Annotated in this window: 19 protein-coding genes; 8 read left to right on the top strand and 11 right to left on the bottom strand. The window is 61.6% G+C overall.

The window, feature by feature from the left end; translation table 11 throughout:
- Window positions 1-329 precede the first annotated feature (329 nt).
- The 7 genes from AC0L2K_RS14845 to AC0L2K_RS14815 all read right to left on the bottom strand — a co-directional run bounded on the left by AC0L2K_RS14845 (window position 330) and on the right by AC0L2K_RS14815 (window position 8,030).
- Window positions 330-758 (bottom strand): YybH family protein, encoded by a 429-nt coding sequence (locus AC0L2K_RS14845; protein WP_023797728.1) that lies wholly within the window; start codon window positions 756-758, stop codon window positions 330-332.
- A 461-nt stretch (window positions 759-1,219) separates the two neighbouring features.
- Entirely contained in the window at window positions 1,220-2,872 is a 1,653-nt protein-coding gene (locus AC0L2K_RS14840) for an ABC transporter ATP-binding protein (RefSeq protein ID WP_473531679.1), read from the bottom strand.
- The gene (locus tag AC0L2K_RS14835; RefSeq protein WP_023797726.1) at window positions 2,862-3,746 is read right to left on the bottom strand and encodes an ABC transporter permease; all 885 of its coding nucleotides are present in this window, start codon (window positions 3,744-3,746) and stop codon (window positions 2,862-2,864) included. The genes AC0L2K_RS14840 and AC0L2K_RS14835 overlap by 11 nt, the downstream gene beginning before the upstream one ends.
- Window positions 3,743-4,789 carry an ABC transporter permease gene (locus tag AC0L2K_RS14830; RefSeq protein WP_473531678.1) on the bottom strand — a complete coding sequence of 349 codons (1,047 nt, stop codon included), beginning with the start codon at window positions 4,787-4,789 and terminating at the stop codon, window positions 3,743-3,745. Before AC0L2K_RS14830 ends, AC0L2K_RS14835 begins: the two co-directional genes overlap by 4 nt.
- Before the next feature lie 72 nt (window positions 4,790-4,861).
- Window positions 4,862-6,469 (bottom strand): ABC transporter substrate-binding protein, encoded by a 1,608-nt coding sequence (locus tag AC0L2K_RS14825; protein ID WP_128166468.1) that lies wholly within the window; start codon window positions 6,467-6,469, stop codon window positions 4,862-4,864.
- Window positions 6,470-6,581: 112 nt separating this feature from the next.
- Window positions 6,582-6,935, bottom strand: coding sequence for a Rieske (2Fe-2S) protein (locus AC0L2K_RS14820; RefSeq protein ID WP_473531677.1), 354 nt, complete (start codon window positions 6,933-6,935; stop codon window positions 6,582-6,584).
- 12 nt (window positions 6,936-6,947) lie between these two features.
- Window positions 6,948-8,030, bottom strand: a complete 1,083-nt coding sequence (locus tag AC0L2K_RS14815; RefSeq protein WP_287375779.1) for an amidohydrolase family protein — start codon at window positions 8,028-8,030, stop codon at window positions 6,948-6,950.
- Between the two features lie 134 nt (window positions 8,031-8,164).
- Here AC0L2K_RS14815 and AC0L2K_RS14810 point away from each other — a divergent pair, with 134 nt between their 5' ends.
- Window positions 8,165-9,022 (top strand): LysR family transcriptional regulator, encoded by an 858-nt coding sequence (locus AC0L2K_RS14810; RefSeq protein ID WP_128166462.1) that lies wholly within the window; start codon window positions 8,165-8,167, stop codon window positions 9,020-9,022.
- 89 nt (window positions 9,023-9,111) lie between these two features.
- Window positions 9,112-10,194 (top strand): FAD-binding oxidoreductase, encoded by a 1,083-nt coding sequence (locus AC0L2K_RS14805; protein WP_128173325.1) that lies wholly within the window; start codon window positions 9,112-9,114, stop codon window positions 10,192-10,194.
- 386 nt (window positions 10,195-10,580) lie between these two features.
- On the opposite strand, the gene AC0L2K_RS14800 is transcribed toward AC0L2K_RS14805, so the two are convergent.
- From AC0L2K_RS14800 to AC0L2K_RS14785, 4 genes are read right to left on the bottom strand one after another with little or no spacing between them, the layout of a single operon-like run.
- Complete coding sequence (locus AC0L2K_RS14800; protein ID WP_287225701.1) at window positions 10,581-11,171, bottom strand: DUF447 domain-containing protein; 591 nt, start codon at window positions 11,169-11,171, stop codon at window positions 10,581-10,583.
- A gap of 3 nt (window positions 11,172-11,174) precedes the next feature.
- A complete protein-coding gene (locus AC0L2K_RS14795) occupies window positions 11,175-12,569 on the bottom strand; it encodes a DUF6513 domain-containing protein (protein WP_287171213.1) in 1,395 nt (464 codons plus the stop codon).
- Window positions 12,562-13,113 (bottom strand): flavoprotein, encoded by a 552-nt coding sequence (locus AC0L2K_RS14790; protein ID WP_473531676.1) that lies wholly within the window; start codon window positions 13,111-13,113, stop codon window positions 12,562-12,564. The genes AC0L2K_RS14795 and AC0L2K_RS14790 overlap by 8 nt, the downstream gene beginning before the upstream one ends.
- A gap of 3 nt (window positions 13,114-13,116) precedes the next feature.
- The gene (locus AC0L2K_RS14785) at window positions 13,117-14,958 is read right to left on the bottom strand and encodes a (5-formylfuran-3-yl)methyl phosphate synthase (protein ID WP_473531675.1); all 1,842 of its coding nucleotides are present in this window, start codon (window positions 14,956-14,958) and stop codon (window positions 13,117-13,119) included.
- Window positions 14,959-15,183: 225 nt separating this feature from the next.
- Here AC0L2K_RS14785 and AC0L2K_RS14780 point away from each other — a divergent pair, with 225 nt between their 5' ends.
- From AC0L2K_RS14780 to AC0L2K_RS14755, 6 genes are all read left to right on the top strand, one after another.
- Window positions 15,184-16,434 carry an ABC transporter substrate-binding protein gene (locus AC0L2K_RS14780; protein WP_473531674.1) on the top strand — a complete coding sequence of 417 codons (1,251 nt, stop codon included), beginning with the start codon at window positions 15,184-15,186 and terminating at the stop codon, window positions 16,432-16,434.
- Window positions 16,435-16,500: 66 nt separating this feature from the next.
- Window positions 16,501-17,427, top strand: coding sequence for a YVTN family beta-propeller repeat protein (locus tag AC0L2K_RS14775; RefSeq protein ID WP_236391369.1), 927 nt, complete (start codon window positions 16,501-16,503; stop codon window positions 17,425-17,427).
- 74 nt (window positions 17,428-17,501) lie between these two features.
- Window positions 17,502-17,996 (top strand): cupredoxin domain-containing protein, encoded by a 495-nt coding sequence (locus AC0L2K_RS14770; protein ID WP_473531673.1) that lies wholly within the window; start codon window positions 17,502-17,504, stop codon window positions 17,994-17,996.
- Between the two features lie 85 nt (window positions 17,997-18,081).
- The gene (locus AC0L2K_RS14765) at window positions 18,082-18,870 is read left to right on the top strand and encodes an ATP-binding cassette domain-containing protein (RefSeq protein ID WP_128246367.1); all 789 of its coding nucleotides are present in this window, start codon (window positions 18,082-18,084) and stop codon (window positions 18,868-18,870) included.
- On the top strand, window positions 18,867-19,742 hold the full coding sequence (locus tag AC0L2K_RS14760; RefSeq protein WP_287249316.1) for an ABC transporter permease: 876 nt from the start codon (window positions 18,867-18,869) through the stop codon (window positions 19,740-19,742). Before AC0L2K_RS14765 ends, AC0L2K_RS14760 begins: the two co-directional genes overlap by 4 nt.
- Window positions 19,742-20,371 (top strand): hypothetical protein, encoded by a 630-nt coding sequence (locus tag AC0L2K_RS14755; RefSeq protein ID WP_473531672.1) that lies wholly within the window; start codon window positions 19,742-19,744, stop codon window positions 20,369-20,371. The genes AC0L2K_RS14760 and AC0L2K_RS14755 overlap by 1 nt, the downstream gene beginning before the upstream one ends.
- Window positions 20,372-20,393: the final 22 nt, after the last annotated feature.

The following is a 20,393-nucleotide window of genomic DNA, read 5'->3' as shown; positions in this document are numbered from 1 at the left end:
TGATCGACCCAGGATCGACTGCTTCCGGGCATTTGTCATTTTCCTGCAAGATCTGACTTGGAGATCGCGGAACGTCCGCTGTCCCACCCGGCCCGAACTTCCAAGGTGAAACGGCAGCTTAGGGTCAGAACCGCTGGTTGCGCTCAATGTGCGATTTTGGGAACGGATATAGGCTCCCGAACGCTTCTGACATTCAGCCTCTAAGCCGCAAGTCCGCCAACGGCCGCAAGGCTGACTGTCAGCAACGCGCCGCCAAATCGACCGTTCAACTACGAACCCTTGCCGCGTGAAAGCCGACATCCCTGTTGAGGACGTTAGGCGTTCCGGAACTACGGCAAGAGATCCGTCACAGCGCGCCCACTTCCGTCCATTGCCATAGGGAAGCTGGCATGTTCGTGGATGATTTTCCAAGAACCGGCGATGCGCCTTAGCACGATGGTTCGCCGGCTCCAGGAGTCGACCTTTGTGCCATCGGTCTTGATGCCAGTCATGCGCGACAGCCCGAAGGCCACTGCAAGATCGCCGTCGATCATGAGCTGCGGGTCAGCCATGTGAACGGTGACGCCGTTGCGCCAAGTTGCAAACCAAGCATTTATCCCTTCGATGTCGCGTGCCTGTTCGGCTCGATAGGCAAGCGGCGGCGGCAGATCGAAAACCACGACATCCGGGTCCATGGCATCGATGTTGGCGCGGGCGTCCCCCTTGGCAGTTGCGTCTTCCTGGCCCCGGATGACAGACAAGACTTCCTTTTCAGACATATCGTTGCTCCTTCATTTTCTGGAACGACGAGGCCGGGGCGATCAATCCGACATCGACACCATTCGTAACAAATATGGCCGGTCCTAGCTGCTGTTGCATCGTGGCATCATCGGGGCTCTAGTGGCCCACCACGAGTGCCAATACGACTAAGAGCCCGACCAGCAAGATGGCTGGTCGAACGACATCAACCGCGGCGGGTTGGGGCATGGCGGGTGGCGTCTTTAGTTCCAGCTGAGTTATCAACGCGGCATGAGACTTTCGATCATTGGCCCCACTCGTGCACCGGCAGCATGCCGCGTGGTTCACGAGTTAGCCGGCGTGGATCGCCTCACTTCGACCATTGAGATGGCCGTTGCTACTGCCTGAAAGCAGACATTGTTGCGACCATTCTGGACGTCGCGGTTGCGGCATAACCGACGTTCGCGCGAGAACTGGAGCCAAGCGGTCAATACGTTGGGATTCAGTTCGCCGCGCCGACCCGCTTGCGCTCCCGGGTTTCCAGCAGCTTCGTCAGCCAGTCTGGATCCATCTCCGGCACGGAGGAGAGAAGCAGTTCGGTATACGGAGCATGCGGCGGCGTCAGGATTTCGGTCTTGAGCCCCTGCTCGACGACTTTGCCTCGATGCATGACGACAATTTCGTCTGCGATTGCCCGCACCGTCGCGATGTCGTGCGTGATGAAAATGTAGCTGACTCCGAATTCTTGTTGGAGCCGCATAAGAAGCTTCAGGATCTCTTCCTGAACGATCTGGTCGAGGGCCGAGGTCACCTCGTCGCAGATGATGAGCTCCGGATTAGCAGCCAGCGCCCGGGCAATGCAGATGCGCTGCTTCTGACCGCCCGAGAGTTCGCCCGGCAAACGGTCGAGGAAGCTTTCGTCCATCTCGATCATGTGCATGAGTTCGCCAACGCGGCGGTCGCACGCCGCCCCTTTGAGGCCGAGATAGAACTCGAGTGGCCGGGAGATGACCTCCTCGACGGTCTGACGCGGATTGAGCGCGTTGTCAGGCATCTGATAGATCATCTGGATGCGGCGCAGAATGTCTTTGGGCCTCTCTTTCAGTGTTCTTGGCAAACGATGCCCCGCAAATGAGATCGAGCCCGAGACCGGCGGCAGCAGGCCGGTGATGACGCGGGCGAGCGTTGATTTACCGGAACCAGATTCACCGACGACCGCTACCGTCCGTCCGCGCGGCACCTTGATCGATACATCCTGCAGAACCTTGACTTTCCCTGCGTAGGCGGCGGTGATGTTATCGATCGTGAGCAGATGGTCCGCGGCCGGCACTTCGGGTTTGGCTAGCTTTCGCACCGCCCAGAGCGTCCTCGTATAGTCTTCGGCCGGCGCCGCAAGCATCTGGCGTGTTTCGGCCTCCTCCACAGTACGGCCATGGCGCAGAACCATGATCCGGTCCGCCATCTGCGCAACCACCGCCAGATCATGCGTGACGTAGATCGCGGCAGTGTTGAACTCTTCGACAATCTTGCGGATCGAGGCGAGGACCTCCACCTGTGTGGTCACGTCGAGCGCCGTCGTCGGCTCGTCGAAGATGATCAGGTCGGGCCGGCAGGCCATCGCCATCGCGGTCATTGCCCGCTGCAACTGCCCTCCGGAGACCTGGTGAGGATAGCGGAAGCCGATGCTGTCCGGATCCGGCAGGTGAAGACGCCGGTAAAGTTCGATGGCATCCCGATTCGCTGCCTCGCGACTGGCGATCCCGTGCGCCACGACCGTTTCGACGGTCTGATCGAGGAGCCGGTGGGCCGGGTTGAAGGAGGCGGCCGCGCTTTGCGCGACATAGGCGATGCGCGAGCCTCTGAGCCGCCGCCGTGCGGTTTCGCTCATGGCGAGGAGGTCGATCCCGTCGAACAGGATCGATCCTTGCGTTATCCGGCAACCTGGCTTGGCATATCCCATCGCGGCAAGCCCAATGGTGGATTTTCCGGCGCCGGACTCGCCTATGAGGCCGAGAACCTCACCGCGCTTTAGCGAGAGATCCACACCGCGAACGATCGGGTGCCAGCGCTCGTCGGAAAACCCTTCGACGTGAAGGTCGCGAACGCTGAGGAGTTTCGTTCCCTTTTCGCGTGGGCCAGAATCCTTACTTTTCATCGCGCAACCCGCTTGTCGTGTGCAGGAACCAATCGACAACGAAATTCACAGAAACCGTGAGAAGGGCGATCGCGCCTGCCGGCAAGAGCGGAGTAATGTCGCCATAGGTGATGAGGGTGGCGTTTTCCCGCACCATCGAGCCCCAGTCGGCTGTCGGGGGCTGGATGCCGACGCCGAGAAAGGAGAGCGCGGCGATGGTGAGGAAAACGAAACAGAAGCGCAGACCGAATTCCGCGATCAGCGGCGGCAGCACGTTGGGCAGGATCTCCTTAGTCAGAATCCATCTCGGCCCTTCGCCACGCAGTTGCGCGGCTTCGACATATTCCATGACGGCAACATTCAGCCCGACCGCACGCGCCAGCCGAAATACGCGGGTTGAATCGAGCAGGGCGATGATGAGGATCAGGCTGGTGACCGAGGAACCGAAGATGGATAGCAACACCAGCGCGAAGATGAGGCTCGGGATCGACATCAGCACGTCTACCGCGCGTGACAAAATTTGGTCGAGCCAACCCCGGTACATCGCGGCCAGCAAGCCTAGAGTGACGCCGACCGCGAAGGACAGAAGCGTAGTCGCGAGAGCGATGCCGACCGTATTGCGCGCGCCATAGATCAGCCGGGTGAGCACGTCGCGGCCGAGTTGGTCGGTCCCGACGATGAATTCCTGGCTCCAGGGCGCGAAGGCTTCGCTGAAAACCTGCGTTTCCCCGTAGGGCGCTATCCAGGGCGCCGACAGCGCGACGAAGACATAGCCAAGGATGACCACGATGCCGAACCAGGCGCTGAAGGGAGCCTTTCTGAGTGCGGTTTTTACCCGCGAGGCGCGCGTGCGCCTTTGTCTCGGAACCGCCACGGCGTGTTCGATACTGGTCATCGCGGGTGCAAAAGCCTCGGATTGGTGGCGATGGAAATGATGTCGGCGGTCAGGTTGAGCAGGATGTAGGTTGCCGCGAAAATCAAGGCGCAGGCTTGCACGACCGGAACATCCCTCGACTTCACCGCATCGACCATCAATTGGCCGATGCCGGGATAGACGAACACTACCTCGACCACGACCACGCCGACGATGAGATAAGCGAGGTTGAAAGCAATTACCGTGACGATGGGCGCCCAGGCATTAGGCAGGGCGTGTCTGAGGACGATTGCCATTGGCGACATTCCCTTGAGCCGCGCCATGTCGATATAGGGGCTTGCCAGCATGTTGATAATCGCCGCTCGCGTCATACGCATCATATGGGCAACAATCACCAGCGTCAGGGTGATGGACGGCAGCGCTGCGCGCCAGACGTGCTCCCAGAACGGCGTTTGGTCGCTGATATTCGCCAGTGTCGGAAATTTGGGAACCAGGTTCAGGACCCAGTTGATCGAAGACGCGAGCCACTCGGGTAGGGATTGTGCAAATTCGGTTCCGATGAACGTGTCGCGCGAGATGATGAGATAGGCCAGCATATAGGCGACGAAGAATTCGGGGAACGAAATCGTCGTCAGCGTCACCGTGTTCACCACACGGTCGAACCAGCTGTTGCGATAGAGAGCGGCGAGAATGCCGAGTCCCAGCGCGAGAGGGACCGCTATAAGGGCGGTCATCACGGCGAGGAACATCGTGTTGTAGAGCCGGGGCGCAATGATCTCGGCGACCGTGCGCCGGTAGCCGGTGCGGCTTGCGAAGGAAGAGCCGAAATCCCCCTGCACGATCTGTCCGACCCAGGCGAAATAGCGCTCGACCGGCGGACGATCGATGCCGATCTCGCGCTGGAAGACAGCGACCGTCTCGGGCGTCGCAGATTGCCCAAGCATCGCCTTGGCGAAATCGCCCGGAAGCATGGCAATCGCCGAAAATATGATGATCGAGACGATGAAGAGCGTGATCAGGCCAAGGCCCAGGCGCTGCAGAACCGTTCTAACGACCGGGTTCATGGGCGGTACCTTCGAGCCTTTCCCCTGAAAACAGCGAACCGCCCGCGCCGCGGGCAGTTCGCCTGGCGAACGTCACGCGGTGGCTATCCACCAGCGCTCGGCCATCTTCAGTCCGTCATTCTCCCAGTTCGGCGCCACCTCGCCATGCGCCAGTTTCTTGGACTTGGCGCTGACAAAATTGTTGAATACCAGGACGATGGCGCCGCCGTCGTCATGCGTCAACTGCTGCATTTCTGCATACATCGCGGAGCGCTTGGCCTCGTCGGTCTCCGCGCGTGCCTGGATCAGCAGTTCGTTAAAGCGAGGATTTTTCCAGAACGTGTCGTTCCAGCTGGAATCGGCCGAGTAGGCCTGCGTGAACATCCAGTCGGCCGTTGCACGACCGCTCCAATAGGAGGCGCACCACGGTTTCTTGAGCCAGACATTGTCCCAATAGGCGTCCTCGGCCTCGCGCACCACATTGACATCGATGCCGCATTGGGCCGCCGTCTCGCGGATGAGGGCGGCTGCGTCCACGGCGCCGGCGAAAGCGGCGTCGGCGACGGAAAGGTCGACCTTGAGATTTTCGATTCCCGCTTTTTTCAGATGGAAGCGCGCCTTTTCCGGATCGAACTTGTGCTGCGGCTCCGGATTGATGGCGAACTTGATCGCCGGTGCGATCGGGTTGTCATTTCCGACGGTTGCATGGCCAAGGAAGATCTTCTGCGCGATTTCCTCGCGATCGATGGCCCATTTCAACGCCATGCGCACATCGGGGTTGTCGAATGGCGCCACCGTCACGTTCATCGGCAGCGTGTAATGGCCGTATCCGGTGACCTCGAGGATTTCGATATTCGGCTTGCGCTTCAGCATACCGAGCGTTTTCAGGTCGGCGCGGCCGATATAATCCACCTCGCCGGTTGACAGCGCCGCCATACGCGCTGCGAGGTCCGTGATGGCGATAAACTCCACCTCGTCAAAATAGGGTTTGCCGTTCTTGAAGTAGTTGGGATTGCGCTTGAGCTTGGCCGAGACGCCGGGCTGAAAGTTCTCAAGCACGAAGGCACCGGTCCGGACGCCCGATTCCCAGTCTGCCTTTCCGTCCTTGGCAGGCATGACGACAAGGTGATAGTCGCTCATGATGTAGGGAAAGTCTGCATTGCCGCTGTTTAGTTTAAAAACGATCGTTTCCGGACCGTCCGCCTTGATATTGGTCACCGATTCCAGCAGCGACTTCGCCGCCGATTTGGTGTCGACTCCCATGTGGTATTGCATCGAGGCGACCACGTCGTCCGCTGTTACGGTCTTGCCGTTGTGGAAGGTCGCACCTTTGCGCAGCTTGAAGACCCATGTCGTCGCGTCGTCCGAGGTCTCGAAGCTCTCGGCAAGGTCCGGTTGGATGCTGCCTTTCGCGTCGACCTCGGTCAGGCTGTTGGACATGGCACCCGAAAAGGCGGTTTGCGTGAAGGTGTCGAGATAGCCGGCCGGATCGATCGAATCCGTCGTCGCGCCATGTGCCATGCCGAGCTTGGCGAAGCCGCCCCGCTGCGGTTCGGCCCGCGCCACGGTCACGAAGAGCTTGTCGCCGGCGGCGACCGTCAGGCCGGCCGCCAGCCCGAGCTGGATGAAATCACGGCGCGAAACCTTGCCGCGGCCGATCAGGTTTTGCGCCAGGCGGAGTTTATATTCAGATTCTGACACTGCTTCCTCCCATTGCGGATTTCCCGCATTCTTGTTGTTGGCATTATCGAGCAGATCTGGCGGATTCAGCCGATTTGCCTCCTTTCGATTTTCAGCGTTTTCGACACAAATCTTACGCCGTTACATAGATTTCACCAGCCTCCACCGTGACCGGGAATGTTCGGGCACGTACGCCCGGATCGACCAGGGCCGCACCGGTTTTTATGTCGAATTCCCAACCGTGCCAGGCGCAGCGCACGATCTCGTTCTCGCGGTGATAGATGAACTGCGCTTGGTCGACCGGCGCCGTGGTTCCGCATTGCGGTCCCTCGCAAAGCGGAGCGCCTCGGTGCGGACAAACGTTCAGCAACGCATGGAATGAATCTCCGATGCGGAAAACCCCGACTGAAAGGCTGCGGATTTTGGCGATGTAGGGAGTTCCGGTCTCGATTTGGTCGATCCGGCAAATGTATGTTTTCTCAGCCATTGTCTGCTCCCGTCAGGCGGCATTAGCCGCTTGCGTGCGGGGAATGCGTTTATAGACCTCGAGCGCATTCAACCCCATGATCTTGCTCCTCCAGGCAGGCGGGATGTGCAGCGTGTTGGCATCGTCATAATCCCAATGCGGGTAGTCGGAGGCAAACATCAGCGTGTTCTCGCCGTCCATCGCTTCGAGAGTGGACCAGAGATGCTGTATGTTCGCGGGCTGCTCCAGCGGCTGCGTGGAAAAGCGGATATTGCGCCGGCAATACTCCGAGGGCAGCATCTTCAGCCACGGCGTTTCCTTGCGCAGCGCTTTGTAATCTGCGTCCAGACGCCATAATACCGATGGAACCCAGGCCACACCGCACTCGATGATCACGAAATACAGGTCCGGCCATTTTTCGAAAACGCCATGCGCGATCATGCTTGCCACGTGCGACAAGGCCGACATGTGAAGAATAGCGTGCGTCTCCCAGAAGAAGGTCGTGGGAGCCGGTGCCACCGCGTTCCAGTTGATGCCGCCATGGCCGCCCAGGTGGATCGCGAATGGCAGCCCGACTTCGGCGCAAGCCTCGAAAATGGGATGGTAGAACGGATCACCGTAGGGTTTGACCGAGCCCTGGGAGGCCAGAACCTGCACCATACGCGGATGGTTGCCGAGGCGGCGGATCTCGGCTGCTGCGAGCTTCGGATCCTGCGGCGCGATGATGATGGAGCCCATAAAACGACTGTCTTTGGGAAGCCATTCGGCGATTTGGTAGTCGTTATAGGCGCTGACCAGTGCACTTGCGTAATAGGGATTGGCCAGCGTGGAGGCTTCGATCGGCTCGTCGCCGGTGAGGATAGCGGCTCCGACATTGTATTTGTCGAGGTGCTTTTCTTTCATGACGAGATAGTTGTCGGCCTCCGTCTCGGGCCTGACGTCCTTCCGGGAGAAATCCTGCGGGTGAAACCACGGACGGTGACCGTGGGGGAAGGAGCCTCTCGGACCAGTTTTTTCGCCTTCTGTGAACATGTCTTTCCAGACGCCGGAAAGATATGGCTCGAGCACCGTAGCGCTCGACCAGTAATTGTGACAATCGCAATCGACTATGAACACCCTAACCAACTCCCCTGGCGCGGCAGGCCGGCTAACCCAGCCGGCTTCTTCAACCGCAGCTTCCGCCTTGGGAATTATTTGATCAAGCTTGTGATCTGAGGTAATACGATCGGATTTTTCGATTGCGAGGCGACATGCAGCTGGATCACATCGAGACCTTTCTCGACATTATGGAGTCGCGAAATTTCAACCGTACGGCCGATCGTCTTGGGGTTACGCAGTCGACGGTCAGTACCCGCATCAGGAACCTAGAGCAGGCCATCGGTTCGGAGCTCTTCCTGAGGGGACGCGCCGGCGCAGAACCGACCGCGGCGGGGCGACGTTTCGAAGCCTATGCGCGCGCGATGCTGTCGACATGGTCTCAGGCCCGCCATGACGTTCGGGCATTCAACCGGTTCGAGGGCACCTTGCGCGTCGCTGCGCAGGTCGGGATGACGCGATCGATATTGCCGGGTTGGGTGGAAACTCTGTTCCAGGTGCTGCCGAAATCGTCAATTCACGTAGAGTCCGACTACTCGCCGCAGATGATTTCCGACTTGAGCTTGGGAAACCTCGATATTGCTGTGGTCTACGCGCCCCGATACCTCCCTGAAATCTCCTACGATCCTCTCATGGTTGAAGAATATGTGATGGTATCTACGACGGCCAGGATCCTGTCGGAGGTCAACGCGGATACGTATATCCGGCCGGGCTACACGGTCGCGCTTGAAAAAGCCCACGCCGAGGCGCTGCCGCAATTGGCGATAGGCCGTCTTTCGATGGGCTCGGAAACGCTCGCCGAAGCGATGCTGCGGCGCATGGGTGGCACTTGCTATATGCGCAGTGACGATGCTCGGCGGTATACCGCCGAGCGGCCGTCTTTTGTGGTCGAGGGCGCGCCCGCGCTTCAGCAGCCGGTTCACACCGCTATCTTGGCGCGCCGCAAGCACGAGCCGATCATCCGTAGAGGGATTCGCGCGCTCCATCTGGCCGTTATGTCCATGGAAAGCTAGATCGAAATATCCGATTGTAAAGCCGACATCTGCCGCTTTTTTGAAAGTATCCCGGCTGCCATTCTGGTCGGGTCAAGCAGAGTCCAATCATGAACGCGCACGCTCCCTTTTCGGCCACCGATTTCGCTCCAGCGCTGCGTCAACGGCAATGGGCGGAGAGCTCAAGACAGTTCGTGCGCTGCCGGCGCGTCATCGATGAGACACACGACGTTAAGACATTCGTCTTTTCAGCTGCTTCTGGCCACATGTTCAGCTTTAGTGCAGGCCAGTATTTAGTCCTGAACCTGACAATCGACGGCACCCGGGTCACGAGACCGTACTCGGTGTCGTCGCCGCCGACTCGACCGCTCGACCTGCAGATCACGGTGAAGCGGGTGAAGGGCGGGCTTGTTTCCAACTGGCTTCACGACAATCTCCGGCCGGGCCACAACATTGAAATCGAAGGGCCGGTCGGACGTTTCAACTTCGACGATCTACCATCCGAGAAGCCGCTTTTCCTTTCGGGCGGCAGCGGCATCACTCCCGTTATGTCGATGCTGCGGGCGCTAACCGACCGGGCATCTGGCCATGACATCCGTTTCATTCACTGCGCTCGGACGGCGGACGACATCGCCTTCCGCTCCGAGTTGGAGGCGCTCGCCGCGCGATTCTCCAATGTCGACGTAAGCTTCATCTGCAGCCAGGAAGGTTCGGCGTGGCAGGGCCCTTTCGGTCGCATCGACGGCCCCATGCTCTTGCGGCTGGCTCCGGACCTTCACCAGCGCACGTCTTACGTTTGCGGCCCCGAGCCGTTTATGCAGACGGTTCGGGCTTGTGCCGCGGGGATCGGCATCGCACCCTCCCAGTATCACGAGGAAAGTTTCGGCGGCGCCGTGGGCAATTCCATGGCTCCTCAATCGGCTGCCGCTGGCCCGACTTGTGTCCGTTTCGCCCGGTCTGGCGTGGAGCACCTGTGTGCGCCTGGAGAGACTCTGCTCGATGCGGCGCGCAATAGCGGCCTCTACATCCCTACCGCATGCCAGCAGGGCATTTGCGGAACCTGTCGGACGGTCAAGCTCTCAGGTGACGTCGTGATCGACGACCTTGGAGGACTCAGCCTTGAAGAGAAGGCGGCTGGTTATGTGCTGGCTTGCTGCAGCCGGCCGCTAGGCACCGTTTGCCTCGATCTCTGACCTCATTGCGAATTGATGGCCAAGCCCGGCGCTGGGGCATGCCAGTGGCTCACATGATTGGATAAACGGCGCGCGCACTCATGAGTCGGTTCCGGCAACCTGCGCTTGGCCGCTGGATCCTTTGAATGTCGGCTTTCGGGCGGCATCGTGCGGCGGGAATGGTCGGATTGGGGTCAGATCGCGTCGGTACCCGCGGGGGCCTGAAGGGCCGCTTCTTATAATCCGAGCCTCAAAGCTGCCAGTCAGCATTCGAGCCCATTCCGGTCATCGTGCATACCGGGCTCAATGACCGCAAAGGGTCGAACACCGCCGTTTGAGATCAGCGCCACGTGTACCATGCTAAACCACGTCGGCCCGGACGCTTACCCAGGTTCAGCATATCCGGTTCAGCCCCGCGCATCCTCGCCGCTGGCATCCTCGGCCGCAAGGTGATCGCCGACCCGCTGTATCAGCCAGCCCCAGGCTTCTTTTTCGCCCTCGCCCGCGGTCTTTTCGATGGCAATCGAAAGGTAGGCGATTTCCGCCTCGATCTTGTCGCCCGGCAGCATGCCGAGCCGGCTGACCAGGATGGCCAGTTCCAGCACCGCCGCCTTGGCGCGGTTGAAGCCGGTGAACGGCGCATGCGTTTCCTCCCGCACCACGCGGCAGAAATGGCGAGGCCGCATGGCATCGTCGTCGACAGTTTCGACTTCGAGGACAGAATGCGCGAGCGCCGCTGCGAGACGCGGCACCGGACACCCGTCGACGGCAACGGTCGGCCAATGCTTGCGGCCAGTCAGGCAGCCGGCAAAAATGCGGACGTCATCGGTGTAATTGGCGATGGCGAACGGCACTTCGGCGAGATTGTCGAGCGTGATCGACGGCCGGAACGGGGCGATGACCCAGCCGTCCTTCTCGGCGATAATGCCGATCGGCGCGATGTGGACGCCGCCGGCTTTGCTGACCGTGGTGATGATCGATTCGCGAATGAATGGCATGATTTAGCGCTCTTTCTTCGCGCGAAGCGTGTGGCCCGCTTCGGCAAGGCGGCTGCGGTCGGTTTCGGGAGCCGGCGCGGCAACGCCCCATGCGAGCGGCTCGTCCTGCACATAGCGCTTGCCGAGGCGCCACGCGATCTCGGCCTTCATCAGTTCGGCGCCGAGATAGAACGCGTGTGCTCCATCCGCCTCAACGCCAAGCCCGGCAAAGAGTTCGAACGCATCCGTGGCAACCGCGTGCCCCTTGCCGTTGAAAACATGGATGCCGTCCTCCGCGGTCATGATGCGGAAGTTGGTGTCACGCACCTCGGCCGCGAGGGCTGCGATATCCTCGGTCGAGGCGGTGAACGGCTTGCGATCGTGAACCTGCAGCAGCCCTGGATGATAACTCCGCGGCAGCGCACCGTCACTCTTGGCGGCAAACAGGATGCGGCGGGCAATGTCGTGCTCCTCGATCGTTCGCAGCGTATGCGGGCTGACATGCACGGCAAGCACGTTTCGGATCTGAAGTTCCGAGCAGAGCCCGGCCAGAACCGCGGTGACGCCGGAACTGTCAGCGTCGGTCAATTCGGTGAGATTGCCTGTCCCCATCAGCAGCTCGACCTCAGGCCAGCGGCGTCGCGCCTCGATGAAACGCCCAAGCGAGGCGGCAAAGCCGAAATGGATCGGATCAAGCACCGGATCGGCGAGGAAGCCGACGCCGGCCTTCTTTGCCGCTTCGATGGCCCGGCCAAGCGAATCCAGGTCACCGGGCGTGGCCGGGATCAGCACTGGCACGGCCTTGTGGTCGAAGGCCAGCGGCAGCGTGTTCTCATCGAGGCTGAGAAGGTAGTCCGCACCGGCGCCTGCGCCGATCGACAGTTCGTCGGTGCTGGCGGAATCGACGCTGACCAGAAATCCCTGTGCCTTCAGCTCGCGCACCGCCTCGTCCAGCAACGGAAACGGTGTTTCCGGCAGGCAGCCGAGATCGATGACGTCGGCGCCGGCCGCGGCCAGCGTCCGTGCTCTCGCCACCAGCGCCTCGACCGACAGCATCGGCGCATCGACGATTTCGGCGAAGATGCGCATGTCGTGACGCGAAAGGTCAGGCGGCTCGCCCGCCCGGCCGAGAAAGGCCGGCAGATCGGCGATCTCGTCGGGCCCGCGGACGAAGGGCACGCCGAAATGGTTCGACAGATGCTCGATGTCGCCGCGATAGCGGCCGGGCAGGATGACGCGGTCGGTGCCGCCTGCCAGGCTGAGTCGCCGCTTGATGATGTCTTCGCTCATCAGCGCCGCGACCTTGACGCCGATGTCGATGATCTCCCAGGCAAATTCGGTTTCGCCCAGTCCGGCCAGCAGCCTTTCCAGCCGGACCTTGGCCAGATGGCCGGTAAGAAAGACCAGCCGCTCAGCCATGGCTTGCGAGTTCGACGTGGCGCCGCCTGACCGAGGCTTCGAGATCGGCAAGCGACTCGACCACCTGGGTTCGCTCAAAACTCTTCAGCTGGTTGGTATTCTCCAGGTCGATGCTGCGCGGATAGACCTTGACCAGCCCATGCGGCGCCTTGGTTTCGAGTTCCGGCGCGGTGTCGCAGGCAAAGACGATGGCCGGCACCCGGCATTTTCCGGCCTGGGCAAAGACGTTGGTGGCGAGCGTGTCAGAAATGCCGTGCACGCATTTGGCGACCGTGTTGGAGCTGGCCGGCGCCACCACCACCGTATGATAGACGCCGTGATAGAATTCGCCGACCGGGATCGCGCTCGCCGTCTTGTCGTGCAGCACGCGCGTCGTCTCCGGGAAATCGAGCTTGAGCTTGTACATGCGCAGCACTTCGTTGGCGGCTTTCGACACAAAGACATCGCAATGCTCGATCTGGTGGATGAGTGCAAAACTCTCCGTAAAAAAATGACCGGAACCGGTCAAAACCCATGCCCAGCGCGGCGTATGCAGCGTCGCCATCGCCTACCCTGCTTTTCTTGCCGACCGGATCGAAGCCGCGATCGCAATGCCGGGCAGAGTGCCCGCCGCGAGCAGCGCCCCGGCCTCGGCGGCATCTTTCGGGCCGGCGAGGTGGACATCGACACCGTCGGGCAGCATGGCGGCGAAGCCGGCGTCGACGATGCCTCTGACCGCCAGGCTGTCGATCGTGTCGCTGCCGGAGAAGGCGCCGGTCTGCTTGATCAAGAGCAGCGCGTTCGCGCCGAGCTTGCCGGCAAGCCAGGCGGCAAGGGAATCGGAGGTAACATCCCAGGACGCCGGAATGTCCGGCGCCGGCAGCGCCAATGACGACGGCAGCCACACCGGGATCTTCCCCGCGTCCAGCGCCCGCCCCATTTCTTCCAGCGACCGTGCCGGCGCCAGCCTTTCGTCACGGTCGAGGATGACCTGGGCGAACTGCTCCATGGCGAGGATGGCCATGGCGTGGGCGGCGGTGTCGGAAAAATCCATGTAAATCTGCGTCTCGCGCACCTGGTCGGCGAACAGGCCGCCGCCGGGCACGATGACGATCGGCAGCTTGGAACCCGCCAGCGCCGCGATCCAGCTTTCCAGTTCCGCCGCATGGACGGTGCTGCCGCCAAGCTTGACGACGGACGGCTTGACGACGGCTCGCCTGACGGCGTCGGGCCTTTCCTGTCGCGGCCGGGAAACAGCGCCTGGGTCTTTTCGGCCGGCAGGGCCGGAGGCAACGCCGCGGCCTGCCGATTGGCGCTTGCGTTCGATCTCGACGCCGACGCCGCCTGGGCCGAGTTCGAGTTTTTCCACCCTTACCGTGACCCGCACGACACGCGGGTTCTCCAGAATGTAGGTCGCCACCTGCTCGGCCAAGGCCTCGCTAAGCTGGATATGGCCCCGCGCAACAATGGTGCGAATGCCGTCCATGATGATGTCGTAGGAGAACACATGGCGCATATCTTCGGGATGGTCGGTGACTTGCAGCACGTCGGCGGTCACGTCGAAACGCACTTTTTGGGTATGGCCGTGCTCAAAACTGTAGGCGCCGATCTGGACCGGCAGGACAAAGTCCCGCACGAAGATCTTGTCGGTGCCCAGTGTCGGGTCGGTGCCCGGCGAATAGCCTCTCGCCGCCAGCAGACGGTAGTCGACGCTCGACGCGCCGCCAGCCCGGGATGCTTCCGGGATCAACTCGCGGATCTGCGCAACCGCCTTGGCGCTGATCGAACCCACGCGGCCGGAATCGCCGCACAGCGCCCCGCGAAAGCCGAGAAAATCGGGAGCGAAGGGCAGCAGGCGTGGAATATCAGGGGCTTCCAGCGATCCGCTCAGCCCAACCATGAGGCCGAGCGATTTCGCTCGATCGATGAATCCCGGGATACGCTCGGGCGGCAGATGGTCGAGCAGCCGCCCGTTGGCCTTGTTGGCAGTGTCGACCATGGCGCCATGGAAGCGATGTTTGGCAAGCATCGGCAGAAGCTCGAAATCCGGCGCCAGGTCAGCGAAAAGCACGGCGATCAGTTTCGTTCGCGGGGCGAGCGGCGCGAGCGCCGCCGCACAAGCCGCAACATTTGCCGACGGAAACAAACCTATCTTGACGTAATCGGCGCCGGTTGCGGCGATCTCTTCGGCCCTGGCGCGGATCGTCTCCGGTTCCATCGGCAGGTCGCCGCAGACCGCGCTGACCGGCGCCCGGCCGGCGATCAGCGAAATCGTCCGGCGGATGGTCTGCGTGGACACCGCGCCCAGCGCTCCCGCCTTCGGATCCTTCAGGTCGATGATGTCGGCACCGCCTGAAAGCGCGATCTCCGCCTCGTCGACGCCGGTGATGCTGGCCAGCATTCTGGTCATTGACGGACTTTCTCCGGCATGAGGAAAAGGACGCTTTTGGGCCCGAATACCAGAATCCGCTCGGTCGCCGTTCGGGCGAGCAGGCATGGCACTAAAGCAGACGTGAGCAGTCCACTTTCAGGGTTTGATAAAATTTGCGGGTCAGCTAAGCTCATCACGGGCACCTTGACTTCGCGCCGCTCCGACAACAATCGGACTTTAGCGCAAGAACGGGTAATTTTATCGATGACGAGCGCGGTGCCGGGCACTCTGGCGGCCTTTTTGTGCTTTTTTTCCCTGACCGTCAACGTTGCGGGCGCGCTCGCCCAGGAAGCGACGGGCAAGCAGCCGACCGCAACGGCCAAGCCGGAAAAAAAAGTAATCGAGATCAAGATAGGCTATTTGCGCGCCTATGCGCCGCAGCTGGCCTTGTCGGTGCTCGACGTCCCGCCGCGCGATGAAGGCGTGGCCGGGGGCACTGTGGCGATTGCCGACAACAACACGACCGGCAGCTTCCTTGGCCAGAAATTCAGCCTCGACGTGACCGAGGTGAAGCCGGATGCCGATGTCGTCCCGGCCTTCCAGGAGATGATCGCCAAAGGCAACCGCTATGTGGTCGCAGACCTGTCGGCCAGGCAGTTGCTGTCGATCGCCGATCTTGCCCGCGACAACGGCGTTTTGATCTTCAACGCTGGCGCCACCGACGACAGTCTTCGCGAGGAGGAATGCCGTGCCAGCATCTTCCACACCATCCCGACGCGCAGCATGCTGGCCGACGGGCTGGCGCAGTATCTCATCTGGAAGCAATGGCGGCGCTGGGTGCTGATCTACGGCTCGCACGAGCGCGACCAGCTTTTTGCCGAGACGCTGCGCCGGGCGGCGACGCGATTCGGCGGCGAGATCGTCGGCGAAAAACTGTTCGAGGATACCGGCACGGCACGGCGGACCGATTCCGGCGTCGTCCAGATCCAGCGGCAGATGCCTGTCTTCACCCAGGACCTGCCGGAGCACGATGTGCTGCTGGTCGCCGACGAAAGCGAGGTGTTCGGCACCTACGTTCCGTTCCGCACCTGGATTCCGCGGCCGGTCGCCGGCACCGCCGGCCTCACCCCCTTGGCCTGGCATCCGGCCAGCGAGCAATGGGGCGGCACCCAGATCCAGAACCGCTTCGCCAAGGCAAACGGCCGCCGCATGGTGTCGAAGGACATGGCGGCGTGGACCGCGGTGCGCATCCTCGGCGAGGCGGCGACCCGCACGCAGGGCGCCGACCCGCGCAAGATGGCCGATTTCATCCGCTCCGACGATTTTTCGATCGCCGCCTTCAAAGGGCAGAAACTGACCTTCCGCAAATGGAACCAGCAGTTGCGGCAGCCGATCTTCCTCGGCGACACCAGGTCGGTCGTCTCGACATCGCCGCAGGAGGGATTTTTGCACCAGCTGTCGGAGCTCGATACGCTCGGGGTCGATGAGCCGGAAACAAAATGCGTGCTTAAGTAGAAAAGTTCGGGAGGAATTTCAGTGCAGAGACGAGCTTGCGCACTCGCCATCGTTGCGACCGGCTTCATGGCCGGTCCGGCGTCGGCCTACATGGCCTATGTCTCCAACGAGAAAGACAATACAATGACCGTCGTCGACACCGCGACGATGCAGGTGGTGAAGACCGTCAATGTCGGGCAGCGTCCACGCGGCATCACCATCTCCCACGACGGCAAGCACATCTATCTCTGCGCCAGTGACGATGATTCGATCGAGGTTATAGACACGGCGTCGCTGGAGATCGTCGACACCTTGCCTTCCGGGCCCGACCCGGAGCTGTTCGTGCTGTCGCCCGACGGCAAGACGCTTTATGTCGCCAATGAGGACGACAATCTCGTCACCGTCATCGACATCGAGGGCAAGAAAGTGCTGGCGGAAATCCCGGTCGGCGTCGAACCGGAGGGCATGGGTGTCAGCCCGGACGGAAAGACCATGGTCAACACGTCGGAAACGACGAACATGGCGCATTTCATCGATACGTCCACGCACGAGATCACCGACAACGTGCTGGTTGACGCGCGTCCGCGCTTCGTCGAGTTCACGCCCGACGGGAAGCAGGCCTGGGTGAGCGCCGAGATCGGTGGCACGGTTTCGGTGATCGACAATCAAACGCGCGAAGTCGTCCAGAAGATCACCTTCGAGGTTGCCGGCCTGAGGCCCGAATCCATCCAGCCGGTCGGTGTGCGCATCACCGCCGACGGCAAGAAAGCCTATGTGGCGCTGGGACCGGCCAACCGCGTCGCGGTGGTCAACACGCAGACATACGAGGTCGAGAAATATGTGCTGGTCGGCCAACGCGTCTGGCAGCTTGCTTTCACCCCGGACCAGAAGACCATCATCTCGACCAACGGCGTGTCGAACGACATCACCTTCATCGACGTGGCGACCGACGAGCCGGTGCAGTCGGTGACCGTCGGCGCGCTGCCGTGGGGCGTCGTCGTCTCGCCCAATTGAATTCCGCCAAATGAACCGTTGAATAAACCAAGTAAATCAAGCCGACAGAAAAAACAGCAGAAGGGCAGGAAATCATGCGGAAATTTCGGGCAGTCGCTTTCGCCGCGCTGGTGGGCATGGCGCTCACCCAGGGCCAGGTCTGGGCGCAGGACGGCGATGACGATGACGCCGCCGCCGGAGCGGCCAGCACGGAGGCCAGTCCGAAAGCCGAGAAGGCGACCCGGGCCAGCAAGGACGTGCCCGAACTTATCCTCGGCAGCAAGGAAGACCAGTTCACCGCCAACCAGGAGGATTTTGAGCTGATCGCCGGCCAGGGCTATCGCTGGAAGATCACCGCGGCCGGCGGGCTGGAGTACAAATTCCACACCGACCTGTTCCGCAATGTGTGGAACAACCAGATCGTCATCAACGACCTCGAGGTGCACATGAACGGCGCACCCGCATGGCTCGAATTCGACGCCGACGGCACCATCCAGGTACAGTTCACCACCGTGAGGCCAGGCATCTACACATGGTCGGTGCCCGACCTCGCCGACAAGGGCATGAAGGGCACGATCACGATCAAGTAAGGTTTGAAAAGCAGGACCTGCGCGATCGCGCCCCGTGGGCTAGAGTTGGGCTAGACAGTTGTCGACGACAAGGGAGCCGACCGGCGTGCAGCATGTGAGGACAAACGGACCGGGAGATCAGGTGGCGGCGCTCGACGTCGCCGCCGTCAGCCATTCCTATGGTTCGAAGCGGGCGCTCAGCGACGTCTCGTTCTCGATCGCGCCGGCGACGTTCACCGTGCTTCTCGGTCTCAACGGCGCCGGCAAGACGACGCTGTTCTCGCTGATCAGCCATCTTTACGACACGCGCCGCGGATCGATCCGCATCTTCGGCCATGACGTCAGCCGCGCTTCGGGCGAGGCGCTCAGGCGGGTCGGCATCGTGTTCCAGGCGCGCACGCTCGACCTCGACCTCAGCGTCCACCAGAACCTCTCCTACCACGCCGCGCTGCATGGCATCGGCGGACGCGAGGCCCGGCAGCGCATTGCCGCGCTGCTCGATATCGTCGACATGCCGGGCCGCCAGCACGACAAGGCACGCAGCCTTTCCGGCGGCCAGATGCGGCGCATCGAGATCGCCAGGGCGCTGCTCCACCGCCCGTCGCTACTGCTGCTCGATGAGGCGACGGTCGGTCTCGACATCCAGTCGCGCGCCGGCATTCTCGCCACCATCCGCAAGCTCGTCGAAACCGAGGGCATCGGCGTGCTGTGGGCAACGCATCTGATCGACGAGGTTGACGACGGCGACCATGTCGTCGTGCTGCGCCAGGGCGAACTGGTCGCCAAGGGCAAGGTGGCCGATGTCGTCAGGACGAGCGGCGCCGGCTCGATCCGCGACGCCTTTTCCAGGCTCAGCCGCATCGAGGCGGCCGGCACCGCGGGGATATCGCCATGAGCGCTCCTTCAATACCCGAAAAAGTCGCCGGCATCTTTCCGGAGAAGTTCGAGAAATTCGGCCTGCGCCACTATCTCATCTGCCTCAAGGGCGTCGTCCTGCGGGAATGCCTGCGCTTCCTGCACCAGCGCGAGCGCTTCATATCCTCGCTGGTTCGGCCGCTCATCTGGCTGTTCATCTTTGCCGCCGGATTCCGGCAGGTGCTCGGCGTGTCGATCATCCCGCCCTACAAGACCTACGTGCTCTACGAGGTCTACATCACGCCGGGGCTGTGCGGCATGATCCTGCTGTTCTCAGGCATGCAGTCTTCGCTGTCGATGGTTTATGACCGCGAGATGGGCAACATGCGCACCCTTTTGGTCAGCCCCTTCCCGCGCTGGTTCCTGCTGGTGTCGAAGATGCTCGCCGGCGTATCCGTATCGATCGCGCAGGTCTATGCGTTCCTGATCGTTGCCTGGTTCTGGGGCGTCAAGGCGCCGCCGATCGGCTATCTCATGGTGCTGCCGGCGCTGTTCCTGTCGGGCATGATGCTTTGCGCGCTCGGCATGCTTTTGTCGTCGATGATCAAGCAGCTCGAAAATTTCGCCGGCATCATGAACTTCGTCATCTTTCCCGGCTATTTCGCCTCGCCGGCGCTCTATCCGTTGTGGCGCATCCAGGAGGCGAGCCCGCTGCTGCACAAGATCTGCCTCGCCAACCCGTTCACCTATGCCGTCGAACTGATCCGCTTCGCCTTCTACGGCCAGATCGAGTGGCTGTCGCTGGGCGTCGTTGCCGGATGCACTGTTCTGTTCCTTGCCGCCGCCATCATCGCCTACGACCCTTCGCGCGGCCTGGTGACCCGCAAACAAGACACCGGAGGAAATGGCTGATGGCACGAATGAGCCTTGTTCGCAGCCTGGCTGTGGTTGCCATGCTGACGCCGAGCATGAACGCCAGGGCAGCGAATACCGATCCGGACTGGCCCTGCATACAGCGCAAAGTGCCGCAACTCTCGCTCGGCCAGATCTGGAATGGGCCGGAGCTTCCGCCAGCGGCGAAGGATTTTTCGAAGGACCCTGCCGTCTCCACCCTGGTCGAGGAGGTGGCGGCCCGGCGGATGCCGATCGCCGAAGCCCAAAAGAAAATCAAGGATTTCGCCGCCTCGCTGCCGGCCGAGCAGCTTGCGCCGAAGATGGCGATGCTGGTGCAAGGCATGTTCGATCACATGGACGCCGAGCGTTCGCAGGTGATCTCAGGCATTTCCCGGTACGCCCACAAGCAGCTCGAAATGGCCGCCGCCTTGCGCAAGGCAGCGTCCGACGTCGATGCGTTGCGGGCAAAGCCGGATGCGAATCCCGACGACATCGAACGGCGCACCGAACAGCTGAAATTCGCAACGCGAATTTTCAATGAACGCGTCCAATCACTGACTTACGTCTGTGAAGTGCCGACGATCATCGAGCAGCGGCTTTATCAATTGTCCAAGGCCGTCTCGGAAACCCTCGCCGCAAAGAAGTAGAACCTCTATCTCCGCAGCGGAT

The organism is Mesorhizobium sp. WSM4817, from assembly GCF_055811135.1.
Note: the sequence above shows the minus strand (reverse complement) of the source record. Positions and strands in the feature narration are given on the sequence as shown.